This window comes from Scytonema sp. HK-05, assembly GCF_963872035.1.
Classification (GTDB): Bacteria; Cyanobacteriota; Cyanobacteriia; order Cyanobacteriales; family Nostocaceae; genus Kalymmatonema.
In genome coordinates this window covers 36,005-53,070 of record NZ_CAWMYC010000144.1, presented here as the reverse complement: position 1 = coordinate 53,070, position 17,066 = coordinate 36,005, and the positions used below count along the sequence as shown (strand labels likewise).

Here is a 17,066-nt window from a genome sequence, read left to right as displayed (position 1 = left end):
GGGCTTCCTCCCCATGTTTGGAAAACAGGGGCTTCCGCCCTTTTATTTTCGGTGACTATTGAGGAGAGTCTAGAGGGTGTAACGCGCTTGTTTTTGGACAGCGCACCAGTCATTTACTTTGTCGAACAACACCCACAATACTTTCCATCTGTTAGAGTGGTGTTCAAGCGTATTCAAAGTAGTTTAATATTCGGTGTCACTTCACCAGTCACATTGGCTGAATGTTTAGTACGTCCTTATCGTCTAGGACAAACACAGTTACAACAAAACTTCATCAACCTCATGCTTGGTAGTAATAACATGATTTTTCAGCCGATTACTAACTCAAGCTTAGCACTAGAAGCTGCTCAAATCCGAGCCAGATATAACTTACAATTACCTGATTCCTTTCAGATTGCCGTAGCTTTAGCAGCAGGTTGTGAGGCATTTTTGACTAATGATGTGACATTCAGGCGTGTTACAGAATTACGTATTTTGGTGCTAGATGAATTGAAAGTTGTTCAAAAAGTTGCTCAATAAGCAAGAATTTTCAAATTAGTTTAAAGTGGTGCGTTACACTGCGTTAACGCACCCTACAGGTAAATAACTCGTAACTTTCTTTACGGCACAACCAATACTGGGCAAGGAGAAAGGTTAATCACACGAGTGGTAACGCTATCAGTTGCCCCTTCATCAGTTAAGCCTAGTCCCCGACACCCCATGACGATTAAATCTGCCCCTATTTCATCTGCAACATCGCAGATGGTGAAAGCAGGTTTGCCTTGCCGTTCAATGGTTTCGGCTGGAATGCCTTGCCCAGAAAACAGAGATTTGGCTGTTTCTAGCAGTTGGGCAACTGTCTCTGGTGAGGACATTACATCCCCGTTGGGCGAGTCTGCGACGGGTTCCTCAACCACACTCAGCAGCACTAAGCGGCTGCTATGTTTTTGCACGAGTTTGACAACCATATCGGCTGCTTCCCGTGTTTCCCGACTTTGATCAATTGGAAATAGAACTGTTTTAAACATTCTGATTCACCTCCGCCCCCCTGACTCGGTAAAATCTGGATGGATCTACTTAAAAAACATAACAAAAAGGCAATCAGGAGGTTTGTGCCGTGCCAAAGAAAACTTTAGCAAATTTATCTGCAGAAGACTTGTCTGGTAAACGCGCCCTGGTACGAGTTGATTTTAACGTACCTGTGGATGATGCCGGCAACATTACAGATGATACTCGCATCCGTGCTGCTCTGCCGACCATACAGGATTTGACGCAGAAGGGAGCTAAGGTGATTCTAGTGAGCCATTTTGGGCGTCCTAAGGGTGTAGATGATAAATTGCGCCTAACCCCGGTTGCTAAGCGTCTATCTGAGTTATTGGGCCAAGAAGTCGTTAAAACTAACGACTCTATCGGCGATGAAGTTTCCGCTAAAGTGGGGGCTTTGCAAAACGGACAAGTGCTGTTGCTGGAAAACGTCCGTTTCTATAAAGAGGAGGAAAAAAACGATCCAGAATTCGCCAAAAAACTGGCAGCAAATGCTGATTTGTATGTCAATGATGCTTTTGGTACCGCACACCGCGCCCACGCTTCTACTGAAGGTGTGACTAAATACCTTAGTCCCTCGGTTGGTGGATATTTGATTGAAAAAGAATTGCAGTACCTGCAAAGCGCGATCGAAAATCCTCAACGTCCTCTGGCAGCGATTATCGGTGGTTCCAAAGTTTCCAGTAAAATTGGCGTGATTGAAACGCTTCTGGAAAAGTGCGACAAACTGATCATCGGCGGTGGAATGATTTTCACCTTCTTTAAGGCACGTGGTTTGAATGTCGGTAAGTCACTGGTGGAAGAGGACAAGCTAGAACTGGCGAAGTCTTTGGAAGCAAAGGCAAAAGAACGCGGTGTTGACTTGCTGCTTCCCACCGATGTGGTTGTCGCTGATAATTTTGCCCCTGATGCCAATTCTCAAACCGTCAGTGTGGAAAACATCCCTGATGGTTGGATGGGGTTGGATATCGGACCTGACTCGGTGAAATTTTTCCAACAAGCCCTTGCTGACACCAAAACGGTCATTTGGAACGGTCCAATGGGCGTGTTTGAGTTTGATAAGTTTGCTGCAGGTACGGAGGCGATCGCCCGCACTCTCGCCGAAATCAGCAAAACAGGTGCTACCACCATCATCGGTGGTGGTGACTCTGTGGCGGCTGTGGAAAAAGTTGGTTTAGCCGACCAAATGAGCCACATCTCCACTGGCGGCGGCGCTAGCTTGGAGTTACTTGAAGGTAAGCAATTACCTGGTATCGTCGCGCTAGATGAAGCATAAAAGCTGATAGGTAAAACCAATGTAGAGACGTAGCATACTGTGGAGACGTGCCATGGCACGTCTCTACACAAATAGGGAGAAAATTGTGGAACCTAAATGGCTGGAATGGACGCAGAAATTACAAGCGATCGCCCAAAATGGTCTAACCTTTTCGGAAAATGCTTTTGACATAGAACGTTACAAAGCGCTACAGGCGATCGCCGCTGAAATCATGGCGACGTACTCGAACGTCGAACACAGCTCTATCCTCGATTTATTCGCCCAAGAAGTGGGATACGCAACACCCAAAGTTGACGTGCGGGGAGCAGTGTTTCGCGACGATACCATATTGTTAGTGAAGGAAAGAGAAGACGGCTGCTGGACTTTACCAGGCGGATGGGCTGATGTTGGTGACTCGCCAAGTGAGGTAGCTGTTAAAGAAGTGTATGAGGAATCTGGTTATCAAACACGCGCTGTAAAACTGCTAGCTGTCTATGACAGAAACAGACAGGGACATCCACCGCATCCGCATTACATCTACAAGCTCTTTTTTCTGTGCGAACTTGTGAGTGGTTCTCCATCGCCAAGTATCGAAACGGAGGAAGTCGAGTTCTTTGCTGAAGATGCGATTCCGGAACTGTCACTTGGACGTGTGACGCCAGCTCAAATCACCCGACTTTTCCAGCATCACCGAAATCCAGATTTGCCTACAGACTTCGATTAGGTTGTTACGGTGCAACGAAGCCCCACGCGACAGCTAAAAAGTATTACCAAAGCGGGTTTGAGAAAGATATTTTCATCTGATTCAACCCTTTCTTAAAAAAACTTCAAAAACTTAGCTATCACCCACACCCTAACATGAACTGAATATATCTTTCGGATGATGTATTAAATATTACTTTGGAGTGAGAAAATTTTCCAAGAGGTTTTGCATACTTTAGATATTCCTCTTCAGTCACAGGGTGTTCTCCTCTTCTGCGATATAGGGTGTATTTAGCTATTGTTACAGGGTGTATTTAGCTATTGTTACAGGGTGTATTTAACTATTGTTACAGGGTGTATTTAGCTATTGTTATAGGGTGTATTTAGCTATTGTTATAGGGTGTATTTAGCTATTGTTATAGGGTGTATTTAGCTATTGTTATAGGGTGTATTTAGCTATTGTTATAGGGTGTATTTAGCTATTGTTATAGGGTATATTTAGCTATTGTTATAGGGTGTATTTACCTATATTAGTATATCAATAAGTGGGGCTTTTTAGTCTTCAATCAACTTGTCAATAAGCGTAAAAAGTAAAAAGATAAAAGTAAAAAGATAAAAGTAAAAAGAAATCCCCATGACGCGCGTTGGGGGCACCAAACAAGGAAATCTTTATCTTTCTCCATGCCGTAAGTTGGGGGCTTGTATCCCTTGAGATAAAGATTACACCAATACTCAACATTCTTTGTGAGTGCCTTTTTACTTTTGACTTTTAACTTAAAAGATGGTCATAATTGGGATTCCCCACCCTGGCTATACGCTTGAAGGTGGGGACTATTGTATTCGCTCATCCAAAAATCTGCTAAGTGTATAATATTTTCTTATAAATTTTCTTGTTCAAAAGTTTACTGCTTATAGAAAATGATTAGTTATTATTAACACCAGTATTTTGTCAAGCCACTAAGGATAGCATTCAGATTCTTGCTAGCCCACACTTCGTTTTAGGACATTTGTTCTATTTAATGCTGGTAATGCACTTTATCCACGAGCGGAATGCGCCGCTTGAACTGCTGCGGGATATTTCCCTGCGACTCAAACCAAACGCACCATTCATCTTAGCGGCTGGTTTATTTGGAGATTTGCGTGGAGATAGTGTCTTAATAGATGCATGGAAAATGCGATGGGCGAGCCAGGGAATATTCAGTGAGGGGATTGAAACTCGATTTCAAGAAATATTTTCCTCGGTTTATCCGTTGTCAGAAACCGAACTGTTAGAGCTTTTAAATGAAGCAGGTTTTCATCAAGTAAGGCGTTTTTTTACATCATTATGTGCCAGTGCTTGGGTTGCACAAAAAGGTAGTTAGAGGGACTGGGACACTAAGTGTGTACTGAGAAAAAAGTGGCGATTTTGAATTTTGTATTGCTTATGATGGTGTCGGCGTGGGTGTGGGTGTAGGTGTAGGCGAAGCTGTTGGTGTAGATGTTGGTGTCGGTGTAGGAGTTGGTGTGGATGTGGGTGTAATAGTTTCTGTAGGAGTTGGTGTGGATGTAGGTGTAATAGTTTCTGTAGGAGTTGGTGTGGATGTAGGTGTAATAGTTTCTGTAGGAGTTGGTGTGGATGTGGGTGTAATAGTTTCTGTAGGAGTTGGTGTAGGCGACGGGAGTGGAGCAGGATTTTCTGCTGTGATTGAAAGTGTATAATTTGATGTTTTTGACGCCGTAGAAACAACGACGTATTCATAAAATCCAGTTTCTGGAAGTTTAACGGACAAGCTACGTTGTGTTGAATCTTCTAAGAATCGAACTTTTCCACTGGGGGAATACACGGAAAGCAGAATTTTAGAATTCGCACTCAGCTTCACTTTCATCAATTGTTCTTCGTCAAGTGCGGCGATAAAAACTTTACCTTCTCCAGGTTTGAGAGTACCACTGACTCTGGTACTAATTGCCCCTTTGTCAAAAACTATTTTCTTGAAAGCGCTACCCGCAAGGATGGCATTGAGTTTGTCGCTGATAAATCCGTGCCAGATTTGTCCAATAGGCTGATCGATAAAATTCTTGCCGCGCTGTTCAGGAAATTGCTGGAAAAATGCCGCATCTCCTAAATCATATAAAGAACGGCTACCAACGTTGACTTGGTTAACTTCCACTTTAGCGCGATCGCGTTCTGCGTGCGTAAAACTACCCAATTTCTTACGTGCATCTGAACTCAATACCGCCAGCTTTTCCAACAATTCGCCTGCGATGCTATCCCATTCTGCCCGTAGTTGTGCATCTTCCGGCTTCTGTGTCAAGGTGCGGCTCCGTAAACTCGGATTTCTATCCCAAAAGACTTGATTAACTAAAGTAATAAAGAATTTCTCGTTAATACCTAAGTATTGACGCCGCTCATCTAATCTTTGCTTGCGCTGTTGTTCTTCTGGAGGAAGTTTTGGATCGTCAGACGAGATTATGGGTGAAGATGAGTCAAGCAATTGAGTTGCTCCCCACATACCCACACTAATAGCAGTAGCCATTACCATTGCTATCACAATGATTTTACCAGGTGTCCACCAGCTTCTGGAGGAAGTCGCGGGAGTGGGGGGAGTGGAGGGAGTGGGGAGAGTAGGGGGAGTCGGGGATGAGGCTACCGCTAGGGTTTGTTCTGTTTGTGGCGGTGGCGGTGTTGGAGGGGGAATCTGCTGTGGTGGAGGATAGCCCACAGGTGATACAGTCAGTGCTTGTAGAACTTGATGAGCGCTTTGGTAGCGGTGTGCTGGTGTTGGCGATAGCATTTTATCCAACATCATCCCGAAAGTTGGACTCAAGTTAACTTCCCGTCGCCATTGCCAGGTAAGGGTATAATTATCTATAAGTTCTTGAGGCTGTTTGCCTGTCAGCAGAACGAGTACCGTTGCTGCTAAAGCATACAAATCGCTATGAGGCTCAACTAACCCCGTTTGCATTTGTTCTGGGGGAGAGTAACCTGCTTTACCCAATAACGTTGGAAGTGGGGAAGCAGCAGCACCGGGTTGGTAATATTGCGAGACGACTGTTGCAGCAACTTGTTTGACACCGCCAAAATCAATTAACACTGGCATACCCGCCTCAATCTCACGCCAGTTCAGATCGGCGGAAGCCGCCGCTCTGCCTGTCTCGCCTTGGTAAGGGGAGGCTTGGGGGGTGCGTAAAATTAAGTTATCTGGAGAAATATCGCGGTGAATGACCCCCATAGAATGGATATACTCCAAAACAGGGAGAATTTGTTGCAATAGCAGACGTACTTCTGCCTCTGTGAACAGCAAACCTTGCTGTTTTCTCGCATCTAATAAAGAGCGGTAAGTTTCCCCTTGTACATAATCTTGCACCAGAAATAAATATTCCTTACCAGCCAAGTTCATGCGGAAAAGTTCGCGGAACCGAGGAATCTGGGGGTGTTGCAGCTTGTAGAGAACACTGGCTTCTCGCTGAAACAATTCTTCAGCTTTTTGGAGAACGTAAGGCGTTTGAACTTGAGGGGAGAATTCTTTTAAAACACAAAGTTCGCGGAAGCGGTTAACATCCTCAGCTAAATATGTACGTCCAAAACCTCCTTGTCCGAGTTGACGCAAAATAAGATAGCGATCGCCCCAAACAGACGGGCGATGTGCGCCATCGCCCAAAGTTTGCCCGCCTTGAATACCTTGACTCACCGGGTAATCTAACTTTTCGCCGCAATGTAGACAAAAGCGACTACCAGTTGGATTTTCATGTCCTTTGGAGCAATAAGCAGAATTCATAGTCATTAGTCAATAGTCAATAATTGTAGAGACGCGCTGTTTGAAGCGTCTGTACATCAGTCATTAGTTAGTTGTTAAAAAGTACTACTACTAAGAACCAACCATTTCCCATCTCCCCAATACTCGCTTCGCTCTCTACCGCATCTCCTCATCTCCTCCTACTCCTAGTTGCCATCTAGTTTACTGACTTGCTCCGCAGCAAGCGCATACCATATTTGACCAAATGTTTGTTTATCCAGTTTCTCATTCTCACGTCGTTGCCCCGGAAACAATCTATCAAATTTTTTGTTTGTGTCTTTGTTGAGTTGGTCGATGGTATAGTTACCCAATTGTCCTGCTTGTGCTTGACGTCTCCAATTGTCGTAGTCTCGCGCACTGTAGTTTCCCAGGTTGCGACGCGCTGAGGTGCTCAGATTAGCCCGTTCTAAGTTATTCAACAAGTCGTCGGCGATCGCGTACCATTGATTTCGTAAAGCAGTATCTTCTGAATTACCTGTAAGAGTCCGTCCTTTTGCTCCAGGATTTTTAGTATAAAAAATTTTATCTACCATTTGTATAAAAAATACTTGTGGAATTTCTAGCTGTTGACGGCGACGGATAATTTGGTTGCTGCGACTTGTTTCTTTGCTAGCAGTTGGTTTTTCCGGAGAATCTGATCCTCCCGGAATTTTAGGTAATGATATTGTTGGTATAGAAATAGATGATACAGCTTGAACAACGACATTTACTATCGCCCAAGTCCCAGCCAAAGTTAAAACAATGACGCTTGTACTGACAAGACTGAAAGCAAAAGGACGAAGCCAAACGGGTAAAGGGAGCGCTTGAGCAACCATTTGAGTTTTGTTATGAAGCTTGCTGACAACGGTATTGACACGTTTTCGCCCAGGAGCAACTACCATTGTCTTGAGCTTTGTCATATAAGTATTTACAGGTTTGGCATTTACAGGTTTGGCATTTACAGGTTTGGTATTTACAGGTTTGGTATTTACAGGTTCGGCTGCAGGAGTGTAAGACTGTAAATCTTTGAGAACGTCATCGGCTTTTTGATAGCGATCGCTTGGTTTATAAGCCAACATCTTTTTTAACACAGCTTCTAGTTTGGGGCTGACTTTGATTTCTTCTCCCCAACGCCAAGTTCCCTCAAAGCTGTCGTAGAGTTTTTGCGGTTCCTGTCCAGTTAACAACACCAGCGCCGTCACTGCTAAAGAGTACAAATCGCTACTGGGAAATGCTTTTCCCTGCCGTAATTGTTCTTCTGGTGCATATCCTTTTTTACCTAAAAGAGTACGAATTCCACCGAGTTGGGTAAACCAAAAACCCTGAGAGGCTGGCAATTGTTTTACACCACCAAAGTCAATCAGCACAGGCAAACCCCCCTCTTGGGGGGTACGCAAAATCACATTATCAGCAGAAATATCGCGGTGAATAACATTGAGAGAGTGGATGTAAGACAAAACGGGCAACATCTGTTGTAGCAGTTTGACAACTTCCTCCTCACTAAAAGTTTGCCCCTGAGTTTTGCGGGTTTCTAATAAATCCCAGTAGTTCTCACCCTCCACATAGTCTTGCACTAAAAAGAAAAAATCTTTGTTGCTCAACTGTACTTGTAGCGAGGCGTGGAACCGTGGAATTTGAGGATGCTGAAGTTTTTTCAACACACTTGCTTCTCGTTCAAACAGTTCTTTAGCTTTTTCTAAATCTTGCTGTTCTTCAACTTGGGGTGCAAATTCCTTCAGCACGCACTGTAGTTGCGATTGATTTAAATCCTCAGCTAAATAAGTACGTCCAAAGCCTCCCTGACCCAAATAACGTATAATCCGATACTTAGTATTGATAATTTGCCCTACCGGAAGAGGTAACGGCTCACCGCATTGAGTGCAAAAGCGGTTCTTCTCATTGTTTACGTGTTGTTTGCTGCAATAAACATCCATAGCGCTGAAGGATGAATAAAAAGTTTTTATTAAGTTGCTACAAAGTGGAAAGCCGCGATTACGCATATCTCGCCCTTTATCCTTATTATTTTGCCCTCCTTTTTTTATGGGTGAGCCAAAACTTGATATTTGATTTTTATAGCATTGAAGAATAATCAAGATCTTTGGCTTGGTACTGAGAATATTTTATACTTAATTTAATTCAAGAATACTTTCCCTGTTTTGTTTAGCTGAAAAAAAAAATGGGAGATTTCTGGAAATACCTTTTATCGATTTGAAGAAAGTGTTAGAACTGAGTTCATCAAAATCAATGTCTCAACATTATTGAGAAGCTCATTAACATTTTTTTAAGCTATCAACAATAAAGTAAAAGTTTTAGAAACTTACTTTAATTAGCTTTTCTCAAAACAAAAACATATGAACTGAGTCTGATAGTTTGTGAACAATAATAGAGGTTTTCCAATGAGTGAGCATGAAAAAATCCAATTAACGAAAGCAAAAGTTGAATTAACAAAAGCTTCTTACCCTATAGTATGCTTTGGATTAGCAGGCATAATAATGGTGGTGGCAACGGTAGCTTCAGCGATTCCAAATTCAAAATTAAGTGGTGAGAAATGGACTGCCATACTGGGAGTCGTAAGTAGTGCAATAACAGCAGGAGCGGGTATCGCTCAAGCACCCCGAAACAATGGAACTCAGGACGGAACTTCCTCTGTAGCTCAACAACACACCACCACGCAAAACGAAAATGGTAAGGTGGACAAAGACATAACAGTTGCTAAATCTACTCATAGCGACTAAATGAGTATTTCCAGGTCACTTCGCAAATTTTACGTCGCAATCCTCATAAATAAGGAGAAAATAGAGAAAAATACTCAGATTTTTGCAAATGAAAGCAGAAAAACAGCAGCGTGCAATTACGGCATTTCAAGAGTTTTTAACTACACCCCTAGAAACACTACTACAACAGCATCTCAACACAGATACTTCAAGAGCCGCTTTGGCGTTATTTCATGAGATGGCTGCTACTGTACCCGCTTACAAAGATTTCTTAGCACATCATGGGGTAAATCCTGATCAATACCAAAACTTCCAGGATTTCCAAAGACTACCGCAACTCACCAAAGAAAATTACCTGCTACGTTATCCTTTAGCCCAATTGTGCCGCCACGGAGAGTTACAAACCTGCGACATGATAGCTGTTTCCTCTGGTTCCACAGGAAAACCCACATTTTGGCCGCGTTTTTTTGCAGATGAAATGCAAATTGCCACCCGTTTTGAGCAGGTATTTCATGACAGTTTTTATGCAGATACTAAACGTACTCTAGCTGTGATTTGTTTCAGTCTAGGAACCTGGGTAGGCGGAATGTACACCACCAATTGCTGTCGCTATCTTGGCAGCAAAGGTTATCCTATCACTGTGGTGACTCCCGGCAACAATAAAGAAGAAATCTTTCGAGTCGTGCAGGAACTTGGTTCGGATTTTGAACAGGTTGTGCTGTTAGGATATCCTCCGTTTCTTAAAGATATTATTGATACTGGAATTGCCCGTGGTATCGAGTGGCAGCGATATCAGATAAAGTTGGTGATGGCGGGAGAAGTGTTCAGTGAAGAATGGCGTAGTTTGGTGGGTGAAAGAGTTGGTTCCCAACATTCCTGCTACGACTCAGTATCACTCTACGGCACAGCGGATGCAGGTGTATTGGGTAACGAAACACCTTTAAGTATCTGCATTCGGCGGTTTTTAGCAAATAACCCAGAGGCAGCGCGTGCTTTGTTTGGGGAATCTCGTTTACCTACGCTGGTACAGTATGACCCCGTAAGTCGCTTTTTTGAAGTGATAGATGGCACATTGCTATTTTCTGGAGACAATGGCATTCCCCTACTGCGATACAACATCTTAGATACTGGGGGAATAGTGAGTTACGATGCCATGCTCCAGTTTTTGGCAAAATATGGCTTCGACCCAGTGGCAGAGTTACAAAATCAGGGTGGAAGAGGCGTTCGTCCGCTACCTTTCGTTTACGTTTTTGGACGTTCTAATTTTACAGTTTCTTACTTTGGGGCAAATATTTACCCAGAAAATGTGACAGTGGGATTAGAGCAACCAGTCATTAGAGAATGGGTGACGGGTAAATTCGTGTTGCAAGTGCAAGAAGATGCAGACAAGAACCGATTTTTATCTGTGGTTGTGGAGTTAGCACCAGGCGTGGAAGATAGTGAAGATAAAAGGGAAGCCATAACATCCTCGATTCTTACCCAACTCAAGCGCCTCAACAGCGAATTTGCGAACTACGTTCCCCCAGAATACCAAATACCACAAGTTGCATTAGCTCCAACAGGCGATCCAGAATATTTCCCTGTTGGGGTGAAGCATCGTTATACCCGTAAGTAGTGGGGTTATTTAGCACAATTGCAGTAACTTCGCAATATTTGGATACTTTTTGCAAGAAAAGAAAAGACAATGGTGAGGGGTATCACCTAAACTCAATTTCAACTTTCACATTAAGTAGAGACAAAAACTATCAGCCAGGTTATGGCATCTTCACCAAAATCAAAGGGCGCAGAGCAAATAAATTCTATTTATGGGGATGAAGCCCGAAGGGAAATTTATTTCCCTTCACACTTATCCCTGATTCTCGTTTCCGAGATACCCCATTTCTGGGTAAAGTTTGCCGAACCTAAAAGGTTCCGCTTCGCTAACGCCAATGTTTAGAGTCGGCGTATCCAAGAGACACTAGCTTAACTCCCATAAACTTGTTTAATCCCTTGGTCTCAAGCGCAGAACTGGCAAGCATTCGTAGGTAGGACTTTTAGCACTTCCTCGCTTTCGTAGTCCAGTTAATGGACGCGCTTATGGTCAGGTCGCGTTAACCGCAGAGCCAACGAATTTATTCGTGGGGTTTGCACTCAACTGGGAGTCCCTGACCATAAGCGCTGAAGAAAACTAGGCTTGCAATAACACAAAAACCTCACCATTATGTCATTACATTATGCGGCAGGCAAAAACTGATTCCTTCTTGGTCAAAGCAACTCTGCTCGTGACAAGCACCCTGACTATTATGGCAGGGGCAACGATCGCACCTTCACTACCTGCAATGCGCGAGCATTTTGCCAGTGTCGCAAATGTGGACTACTGGGTGAGGTTGGTTTTGACGTTTCCAGCACTCTGCATTGCAATAGGCGCTCCCTTTGCAGGCCTAATCATCGATCGCTTTGGACGAAAACCATTGCTGAGCATAGCTGTGGTTGTGTATGGTTTGGCTGGTAGCTCAGGCTTTGTATTGAACTCCCTAGGAGTTATTCTAGTAGGACGGGCACTGCTGGGCTTGAGTGTAGCGGGGATTATGACCACAGCTACAACTCTGATTGCAGACTACTACATTGGTGCAACCCGCGCCCAGTTTCTAGGATTCCAGGCAGCATTTATGGGTTTGGGAGGCGTGATTTTCCTCACTGTCGGCGGTTTTGTGGCAGATATCTCTTGGCGGATGCCGTTTTTAATTTACCTAGTTGCTCTAGTGCTTTTGCCGTTTATCTTGCTTTTGCCGGAACCTAGTCGCACAGGTAATTCCTCTACTCAACTCAAAGATACACCGCCAGAACCAAGTGATTTTCCGTGGGTGTTGCTGGTGCTGACTTACGGAATTGCTTTTGTCACCCAGGTAGTGTTCTACATGATACCAGTACAATTACCTTTCTATCTGCAACAGTTGGGCAATGCTAATGCATCTCAGAGTGGATTAGCGATCGCCTTATGCACGCTCTTCAATTCTGCGACTGCTTTTGGATATCAGGGCATCAAAGCACGTCTGTCGTTCATTAATATTTACGCGATCGCCTTTTTGTTCATGGGCATTGGCTATATGATAATAGGCTTTGCCCCGGCATATGGAATCGTTCTTGTTGGGTTAGCAGTTGGTGGTTTCGGACTAGGACTGTTGATGCCAAACCTGAATGTTTGTTTAACCTCCGTCATTCCTGCTGTCTCGCGGGGTCGAGTGTTGGGCGGATTGACGACTTGTTTTTTCCTCGGTCAGTTCATTTCACCTATCATCAGTCAACCCTTAAGTCAATCGGTTGGCTTAGGCACCGCTTATGGCTTGGCTGGGGGATTAATGCTGGTTTTGGCTGTCATGACCTTTGGGGTGATGACGCGCTGGAAGTAACACACGCAAATCAAAAGCCTCAATTCCCCATATCTAGAAAACCCCACCCCACTTTTAGCTACGCTAAAGTTCCCCTCCCCGCTTGCGGGGAGGGGTTAGGGGTGGGGTTTTATGATCATCCTTGGATGCAGTAGAAGGGGGCTGGGGGGTTATATCGTGTCCGGTTAAAGACTTATCATTAAGACTGCAAGGGGGCAGGGGGCAGGGAGCAGGGGGAAAAAGGTTTTGCTTCTGACATGGCTTTTACCTGTTTTGATAAGCTTTTGGAGTCCTTCCCGTAAATTGTCGAAAGTGCTTGGTAAAGTGACTTTGATTTGCAAAACCACATTCAAGCGCAATATCAGAAATCGCCCTCTCCCGATGCCTCAACAGCACCTTTGCCCGTTCCACCCGTTGCTGAAGTACATACTGATATGGCGTTACCCCCATTGATTGCTTAAACAAACGCACAAAGTAATACCGGCTCATACCCAGTAATTCGGCAAGGTCAGCCAGTTGGATATCCTGTTCAAGATGGGCGTTGATATACTCAAGTGCCTGTTGTAACTTATACTTTGGTAGCCCATCCGAGTAAGTTGCAATCCGAGGTGTGCAGGTGCAGTACTTTCGCAGCAGATGAAGCGCTAGCGTAGTTTTGAGCTGATCCACATACAACCTACCACCAATGCCTCCCGATACGAGTTCCTCTTTGAGATTCAACAGTATGCCTTGAATCAGTGGGTCTTGCACCGTAGCAAAATGGGGAATCAATTCTATGCAATCAGGATTGACCAACTCCTGTCCTACCTGTCTCATGAGAGTTGGTTCAAACGCCACAAACATGAACTGAATCTGTTGCCGCCATGTGCTTCTATGCAGAGTGCTAGCAGGGATAACAGCAGTATCTCCTTTATTTAGGAATTCCTTTTGGAAGCATCCATCTATCCATCGCTCTACTGTAGTAGAAGAAAGTGCAGTAACGATTACATGCATTGTGTGTGAAGAAGTTATATCATGTCCAGGCTGTTGGTGATACTCAAAATGGATATTTGTCCAGTTCGCATTATTACTCGACAAGATTGCTGGCTTAGGAAACAGTAGATTTGATGCTCCTTCCTGCCGAAAATCAATCAGTTTGACCTGCTCATTTGGCATGGTTCTTGCCTCTGTGCCTAGGTTTTAAGTGTGATTTGTGTCAAATTTTGAACTTACTTGGTGAAGTGGCTTTGGCTGATAAACCTATATTGACAAGCAACTTCAGCAATTCTTGCAGTGAGCCTTGAACTAAAATACTCTTCGGGAAGCTGCCTTGTAGATTCCTACAAGCTTCAAGCTCAAACCCTGAAAAAGGGTTTAAATCTTTACTCAGTAAACGTTAACTTACTTAAGCTATGAGCCGCGTAATTGCTTCCATAGCCTTTTTTCCTAGTTGTAACAGCAAATATACTTAAAAGTAGTTATTACCTCAGTTACTCAGTAGATAACTTTACTCTCATGTTTTACTAAGAAAATTTAATTTTGTTAAAAATTTTCTCCGAATCTTTAGGTATCTTAGAATGAAAACTCCTAAAAATTCCTTGATTGAAATCAAGTATCGAAAGTCATAGAAAAATCAGAACCTTTTGCAGAAGTTTGCAATATCAGGATATTTTTCGCAAGAAAAGATAAGACACCGGTGAGGAGCAACCCCTAAACTCAATCTCAACTCACTCTCATGCGCCCTTTGGAAGAGTAGCGATGAGATTAGCAAGTTTAGCCGCTATCCGCCCTATCTCAATTTTCTTCATGCACTTTTGACGAATAACAAGGTATCAAAATGCTTACAGTGTCCAAAAACAAACCTGTCTTTGCACAACTGGATATCTTCCCCATTGAACCTTAACAACAGCAGCTATTGGTAGACAGCCTGATTGATTATGTCAACGGCAATCCTACCCACTGCTGCTTTTTTCCATTACCTCAGAACCTTCAGCAAAACCTTTGAGCAGAGGAGTTGAGCAACTGATGCAAGTCCAAACTAGCAACACGAATCTCCCCATTTTGATTTTGGGTGGCGGCTTTACTGGATTGTTCACAGCACTGTACTTGAGGCATTTACAATGCTCTTGTCCTGTCATCTTGGTAGACCAATCATGGCGCTTCGTTTTCAAACCCCTGCTTTATGAACTTCTCAGCAGCGAAATCAATCTAGAGTTGGTTTTGCCCCGCTACGATGAGTTACTCCACAAAAGCGGTATCACGTTCCTTCTAGATACCGTTCAAGCGATTGATTTACAACAGCGACAGGTCAGGTTCAACTCTGGTTTAAGTTACAATTACCGCTATCTTGTCTTAGCGTTGGGCAGTACTACAGGCTATTTTGGGACTCCAGGCGCAAAAGAATATTCCTTACCGTTTCGTACTGATCAAGATGTCTTTGCCTTAGGTAAACATTTACGAAGCTGTCTTCAACGGGCAAGCCAAACTGAAGACCCAGAACAGCGCCGCAAGCTACTTACTATCGCCATCATTGGTGCAGGTCCTGCTGGTGTTGAGCTTGCTGCAACTTTGGCAGATTTGTTGCCTACTTGGTACACGCCTTTCGGCGGTAATGCTCAGGATATTCGCATCGTTATTCTACAACGCGGGACTGAGATTCTTAAAGACGCTGTCAACGAACGTCTGCGCAAAACGGCACACTCAGCACTAAGTCGGCGGACTGCGCATGTTGAGTTATTATTGGGCGCTGGAGTCCGTGGAGTTCAGCCCGATGCAGTGGAATTTGAGCAAAATGGACAAACTCATGTACTGGAAACTGCCACAATTGTTTGGACAGCTGGCACAGCAACTCATCCTTTAATTGAAGCATTACCTATTGCAGCTGAGCATCGAGACAAGCGAGGTCGCCTCATAGTACACTCAACTCTGCAACTGCCAGATTTCCCAGAAGTCTTTGCTGGGGGAGATTGTTCTATAGATCCCCAAAACCCCCAGCCTGCTACGGCTCAAGTTGCTTATCAGCAGGGAAGAGCGATCGCCCACAACATCAAAGCTTTGCTTGAAGGTAAACAACCTCTTCCCGCCCAGGTGCATTTACGTGGAACACTGCTCAAGTTGGGTTTGGACGAGAGTGCTGCTGAAATCTTTGATCGCTTTGAGGTGAAAGGCAAACTCGGTCATCTGATTCGTCAAGGCGCTTATTTAGAGTTACTCCCTACGCCAGGACGTAATTTTGTCGCCGGAACAGAATGGCTCACAGAAGAGATGTTTCGACAGATTGCGGGGTAATCCTTTAAGCATTTAAGTTGACCAGAATACTAACAGAAACAATGAAAGCAGTTCGTATTCACTCCTACGGTGAACCAGACGTTCTCCTAGACGAAGATGCAGTACGACCCAATATTGCAGCAGATGAAGTTCTCATCCGCGTTCAGGCTGCTGCTGTCAACCCACTCGATTGCAAAATTCGAGCAGGTTATCTTAAAGGAGTCATGCCTCACAAACTGCCTCTCATCTTAGGCTGGGATGTGGCGGGTGAGATTGTTGAGGTTGGCTCACAAGTTTCTAATTTCCACATTGCTGATGCAGTCTACGCATTGGCAGACATGATGCGAGATGGTGCCTACGCTGAATTTATCGCTGTTCGTGCAGCAGATGTTGCCCCCAAACCAACTTCCCTCGATCCGGTGCAAGCAGCATGCGTTCCCATGACTGGACTAACGGCCTGGCAAGCGCTGTTTCACACGGGTAAACTGTCTCCTGGGCAGACTGCACTGATTCACGGTGCAGCAGGCGGTGTTGGTTCTTTTGCGGTACAGTTTGCCAAATTGCAAGGGGCGCAGGTGATTGGAACCGCCTCAGCTAAAGATAGAGATTACCTACTTAAGCTAGGGGTTGATCAAGTCATTGACTACAAAGCTACTCCGTTTGAGGATCTGATTGAGGAGATTGACTTTGTTCTAGACACTATAGGTAACGATGTACAGGAACGCTCTTTGGAAGTGATGAAGGAGAAAGCCACTTTGGTATCAACAATTAGCCCTCCATCACGAGACGCCACAGCATTCTACGGGGTTCAGGGCAAAATGGTGATGGTTCACCCCAGTGGAACTCATCTCAGTGAAATTGGCAGTCTGATTGATTCTGGGCGGGTAAAAGCACGAGTTGGAACTGTTCTACCGCTTACGCAAGCCCGCAGGGCACACGAACTGATTCAAAGCGGCACCCACGGCAAAATCGTGTTGCAAGTAGACAATGAGTGTTAATTAGATAT

13 protein-coding genes are annotated in these 17,066 nt (G+C 44.3%); 9 read left to right on the top strand and 4 right to left on the bottom strand.

The window, feature by feature from the left end; genetic code table 11:
* The coding region (locus tag AACT52_RS32905) for a type II toxin-antitoxin system VapC family toxin (RefSeq protein WP_337251744.1) at window positions 1-519 on the top strand (519 nt) is incomplete at its 5' end.
* Between the two features lie 80 nt (window positions 520-599).
* On the opposite strand, the gene AACT52_RS32900 is transcribed toward AACT52_RS32905, so the two are convergent.
* Window positions 600-1,007: a universal stress protein gene (locus AACT52_RS32900; RefSeq protein ID WP_073634808.1), complete on the bottom strand. Its 408-nt coding sequence runs from the start codon at window positions 1,005-1,007 to the stop codon at window positions 600-602.
* Between the two features lie 89 nt (window positions 1,008-1,096).
* Between AACT52_RS32900 and AACT52_RS32895 the strand changes: the two genes are divergently transcribed.
* The 3 genes from AACT52_RS32895 to AACT52_RS32885 all read left to right on the top strand — a co-directional run bounded on the left by AACT52_RS32895 (window position 1,097) and on the right by AACT52_RS32885 (window position 4,341).
* Window positions 1,097-2,299, top strand: coding sequence for a phosphoglycerate kinase (locus tag AACT52_RS32895; protein ID WP_073634807.1), 1,203 nt, complete (start codon window positions 1,097-1,099; stop codon window positions 2,297-2,299).
* An 85-nt stretch (window positions 2,300-2,384) separates the two neighbouring features.
* Window positions 2,385-3,002, top strand: a complete 618-nt coding sequence (locus AACT52_RS32890) for an NUDIX hydrolase (protein WP_073634818.1) — start codon at window positions 2,385-2,387, stop codon at window positions 3,000-3,002.
* Window positions 3,003-3,999: 997 nt separating this feature from the next.
* Window positions 4,000-4,341 (top strand): hypothetical protein, encoded by a 342-nt coding sequence (locus tag AACT52_RS32885; protein WP_073634806.1) that lies wholly within the window; start codon window positions 4,000-4,002, stop codon window positions 4,339-4,341.
* Between the two features lie 60 nt (window positions 4,342-4,401).
* Here the strand turns inward: AACT52_RS32885 and AACT52_RS32880 are convergent, their stop codons facing one another.
* Both AACT52_RS32880 and AACT52_RS32875 read right to left on the bottom strand, forming a co-directional pair.
* Entirely contained in the window at window positions 4,402-6,735 is a 2,334-nt protein-coding gene (locus AACT52_RS32880) for a serine/threonine-protein kinase (RefSeq protein WP_073634817.1), read from the bottom strand.
* Window positions 6,736-6,899: 164 nt separating this feature from the next.
* A complete protein-coding gene (locus AACT52_RS32875; protein ID WP_073634816.1) occupies window positions 6,900-8,666 on the bottom strand; it encodes a serine/threonine-protein kinase in 1,767 nt (588 codons plus the stop codon).
* Between the two features lie 462 nt (window positions 8,667-9,128).
* Between AACT52_RS32875 and AACT52_RS32870 the strand changes: the two genes are divergently transcribed.
* The 3 genes from AACT52_RS32870 (at window position 9,129) to AACT52_RS32860 (ending at window position 12,835) form a co-directional block, all read left to right on the top strand.
* Window positions 9,129-9,467, top strand: coding sequence for a hypothetical protein (locus tag AACT52_RS32870; RefSeq protein WP_073634805.1), 339 nt, complete (start codon window positions 9,129-9,131; stop codon window positions 9,465-9,467).
* An 88-nt stretch (window positions 9,468-9,555) separates the two neighbouring features.
* Window positions 9,556-11,061, top strand: coding sequence for a phenylacetate--CoA ligase family protein (locus tag AACT52_RS32865; protein WP_073634804.1), 1,506 nt, complete (start codon window positions 9,556-9,558; stop codon window positions 11,059-11,061).
* A gap of 598 nt (window positions 11,062-11,659) precedes the next feature.
* Window positions 11,660-12,835 carry an MFS transporter gene (locus tag AACT52_RS32860; protein ID WP_073634803.1) on the top strand — a complete coding sequence of 392 codons (1,176 nt, stop codon included), beginning with the start codon at window positions 11,660-11,662 and terminating at the stop codon, window positions 12,833-12,835.
* Window positions 12,836-13,078: 243 nt separating this feature from the next.
* On the opposite strand, the gene AACT52_RS32855 is transcribed toward AACT52_RS32860, so the two are convergent.
* Window positions 13,079-13,969 carry a helix-turn-helix domain-containing protein gene (locus tag AACT52_RS32855; RefSeq protein ID WP_073634802.1) on the bottom strand — a complete coding sequence of 297 codons (891 nt, stop codon included), beginning with the start codon at window positions 13,967-13,969 and terminating at the stop codon, window positions 13,079-13,081.
* Window positions 13,970-14,818: 849 nt separating this feature from the next.
* Between AACT52_RS32855 and AACT52_RS32850 the strand changes: the two genes are divergently transcribed.
* On the top strand, window positions 14,819-16,081 hold the full coding sequence (locus AACT52_RS32850) for an NAD(P)/FAD-dependent oxidoreductase (RefSeq protein WP_073634801.1): 1,263 nt from the start codon (window positions 14,819-14,821) through the stop codon (window positions 16,079-16,081).
* 41 nt (window positions 16,082-16,122) lie between these two features.
* Window positions 16,123-17,058: an NADP-dependent oxidoreductase gene (locus tag AACT52_RS32845; protein WP_073634800.1), complete on the top strand. Its 936-nt coding sequence runs from the start codon at window positions 16,123-16,125 to the stop codon at window positions 17,056-17,058.
* The last annotated feature ends 8 nt before the right edge of the window (window positions 17,059-17,066 follow it).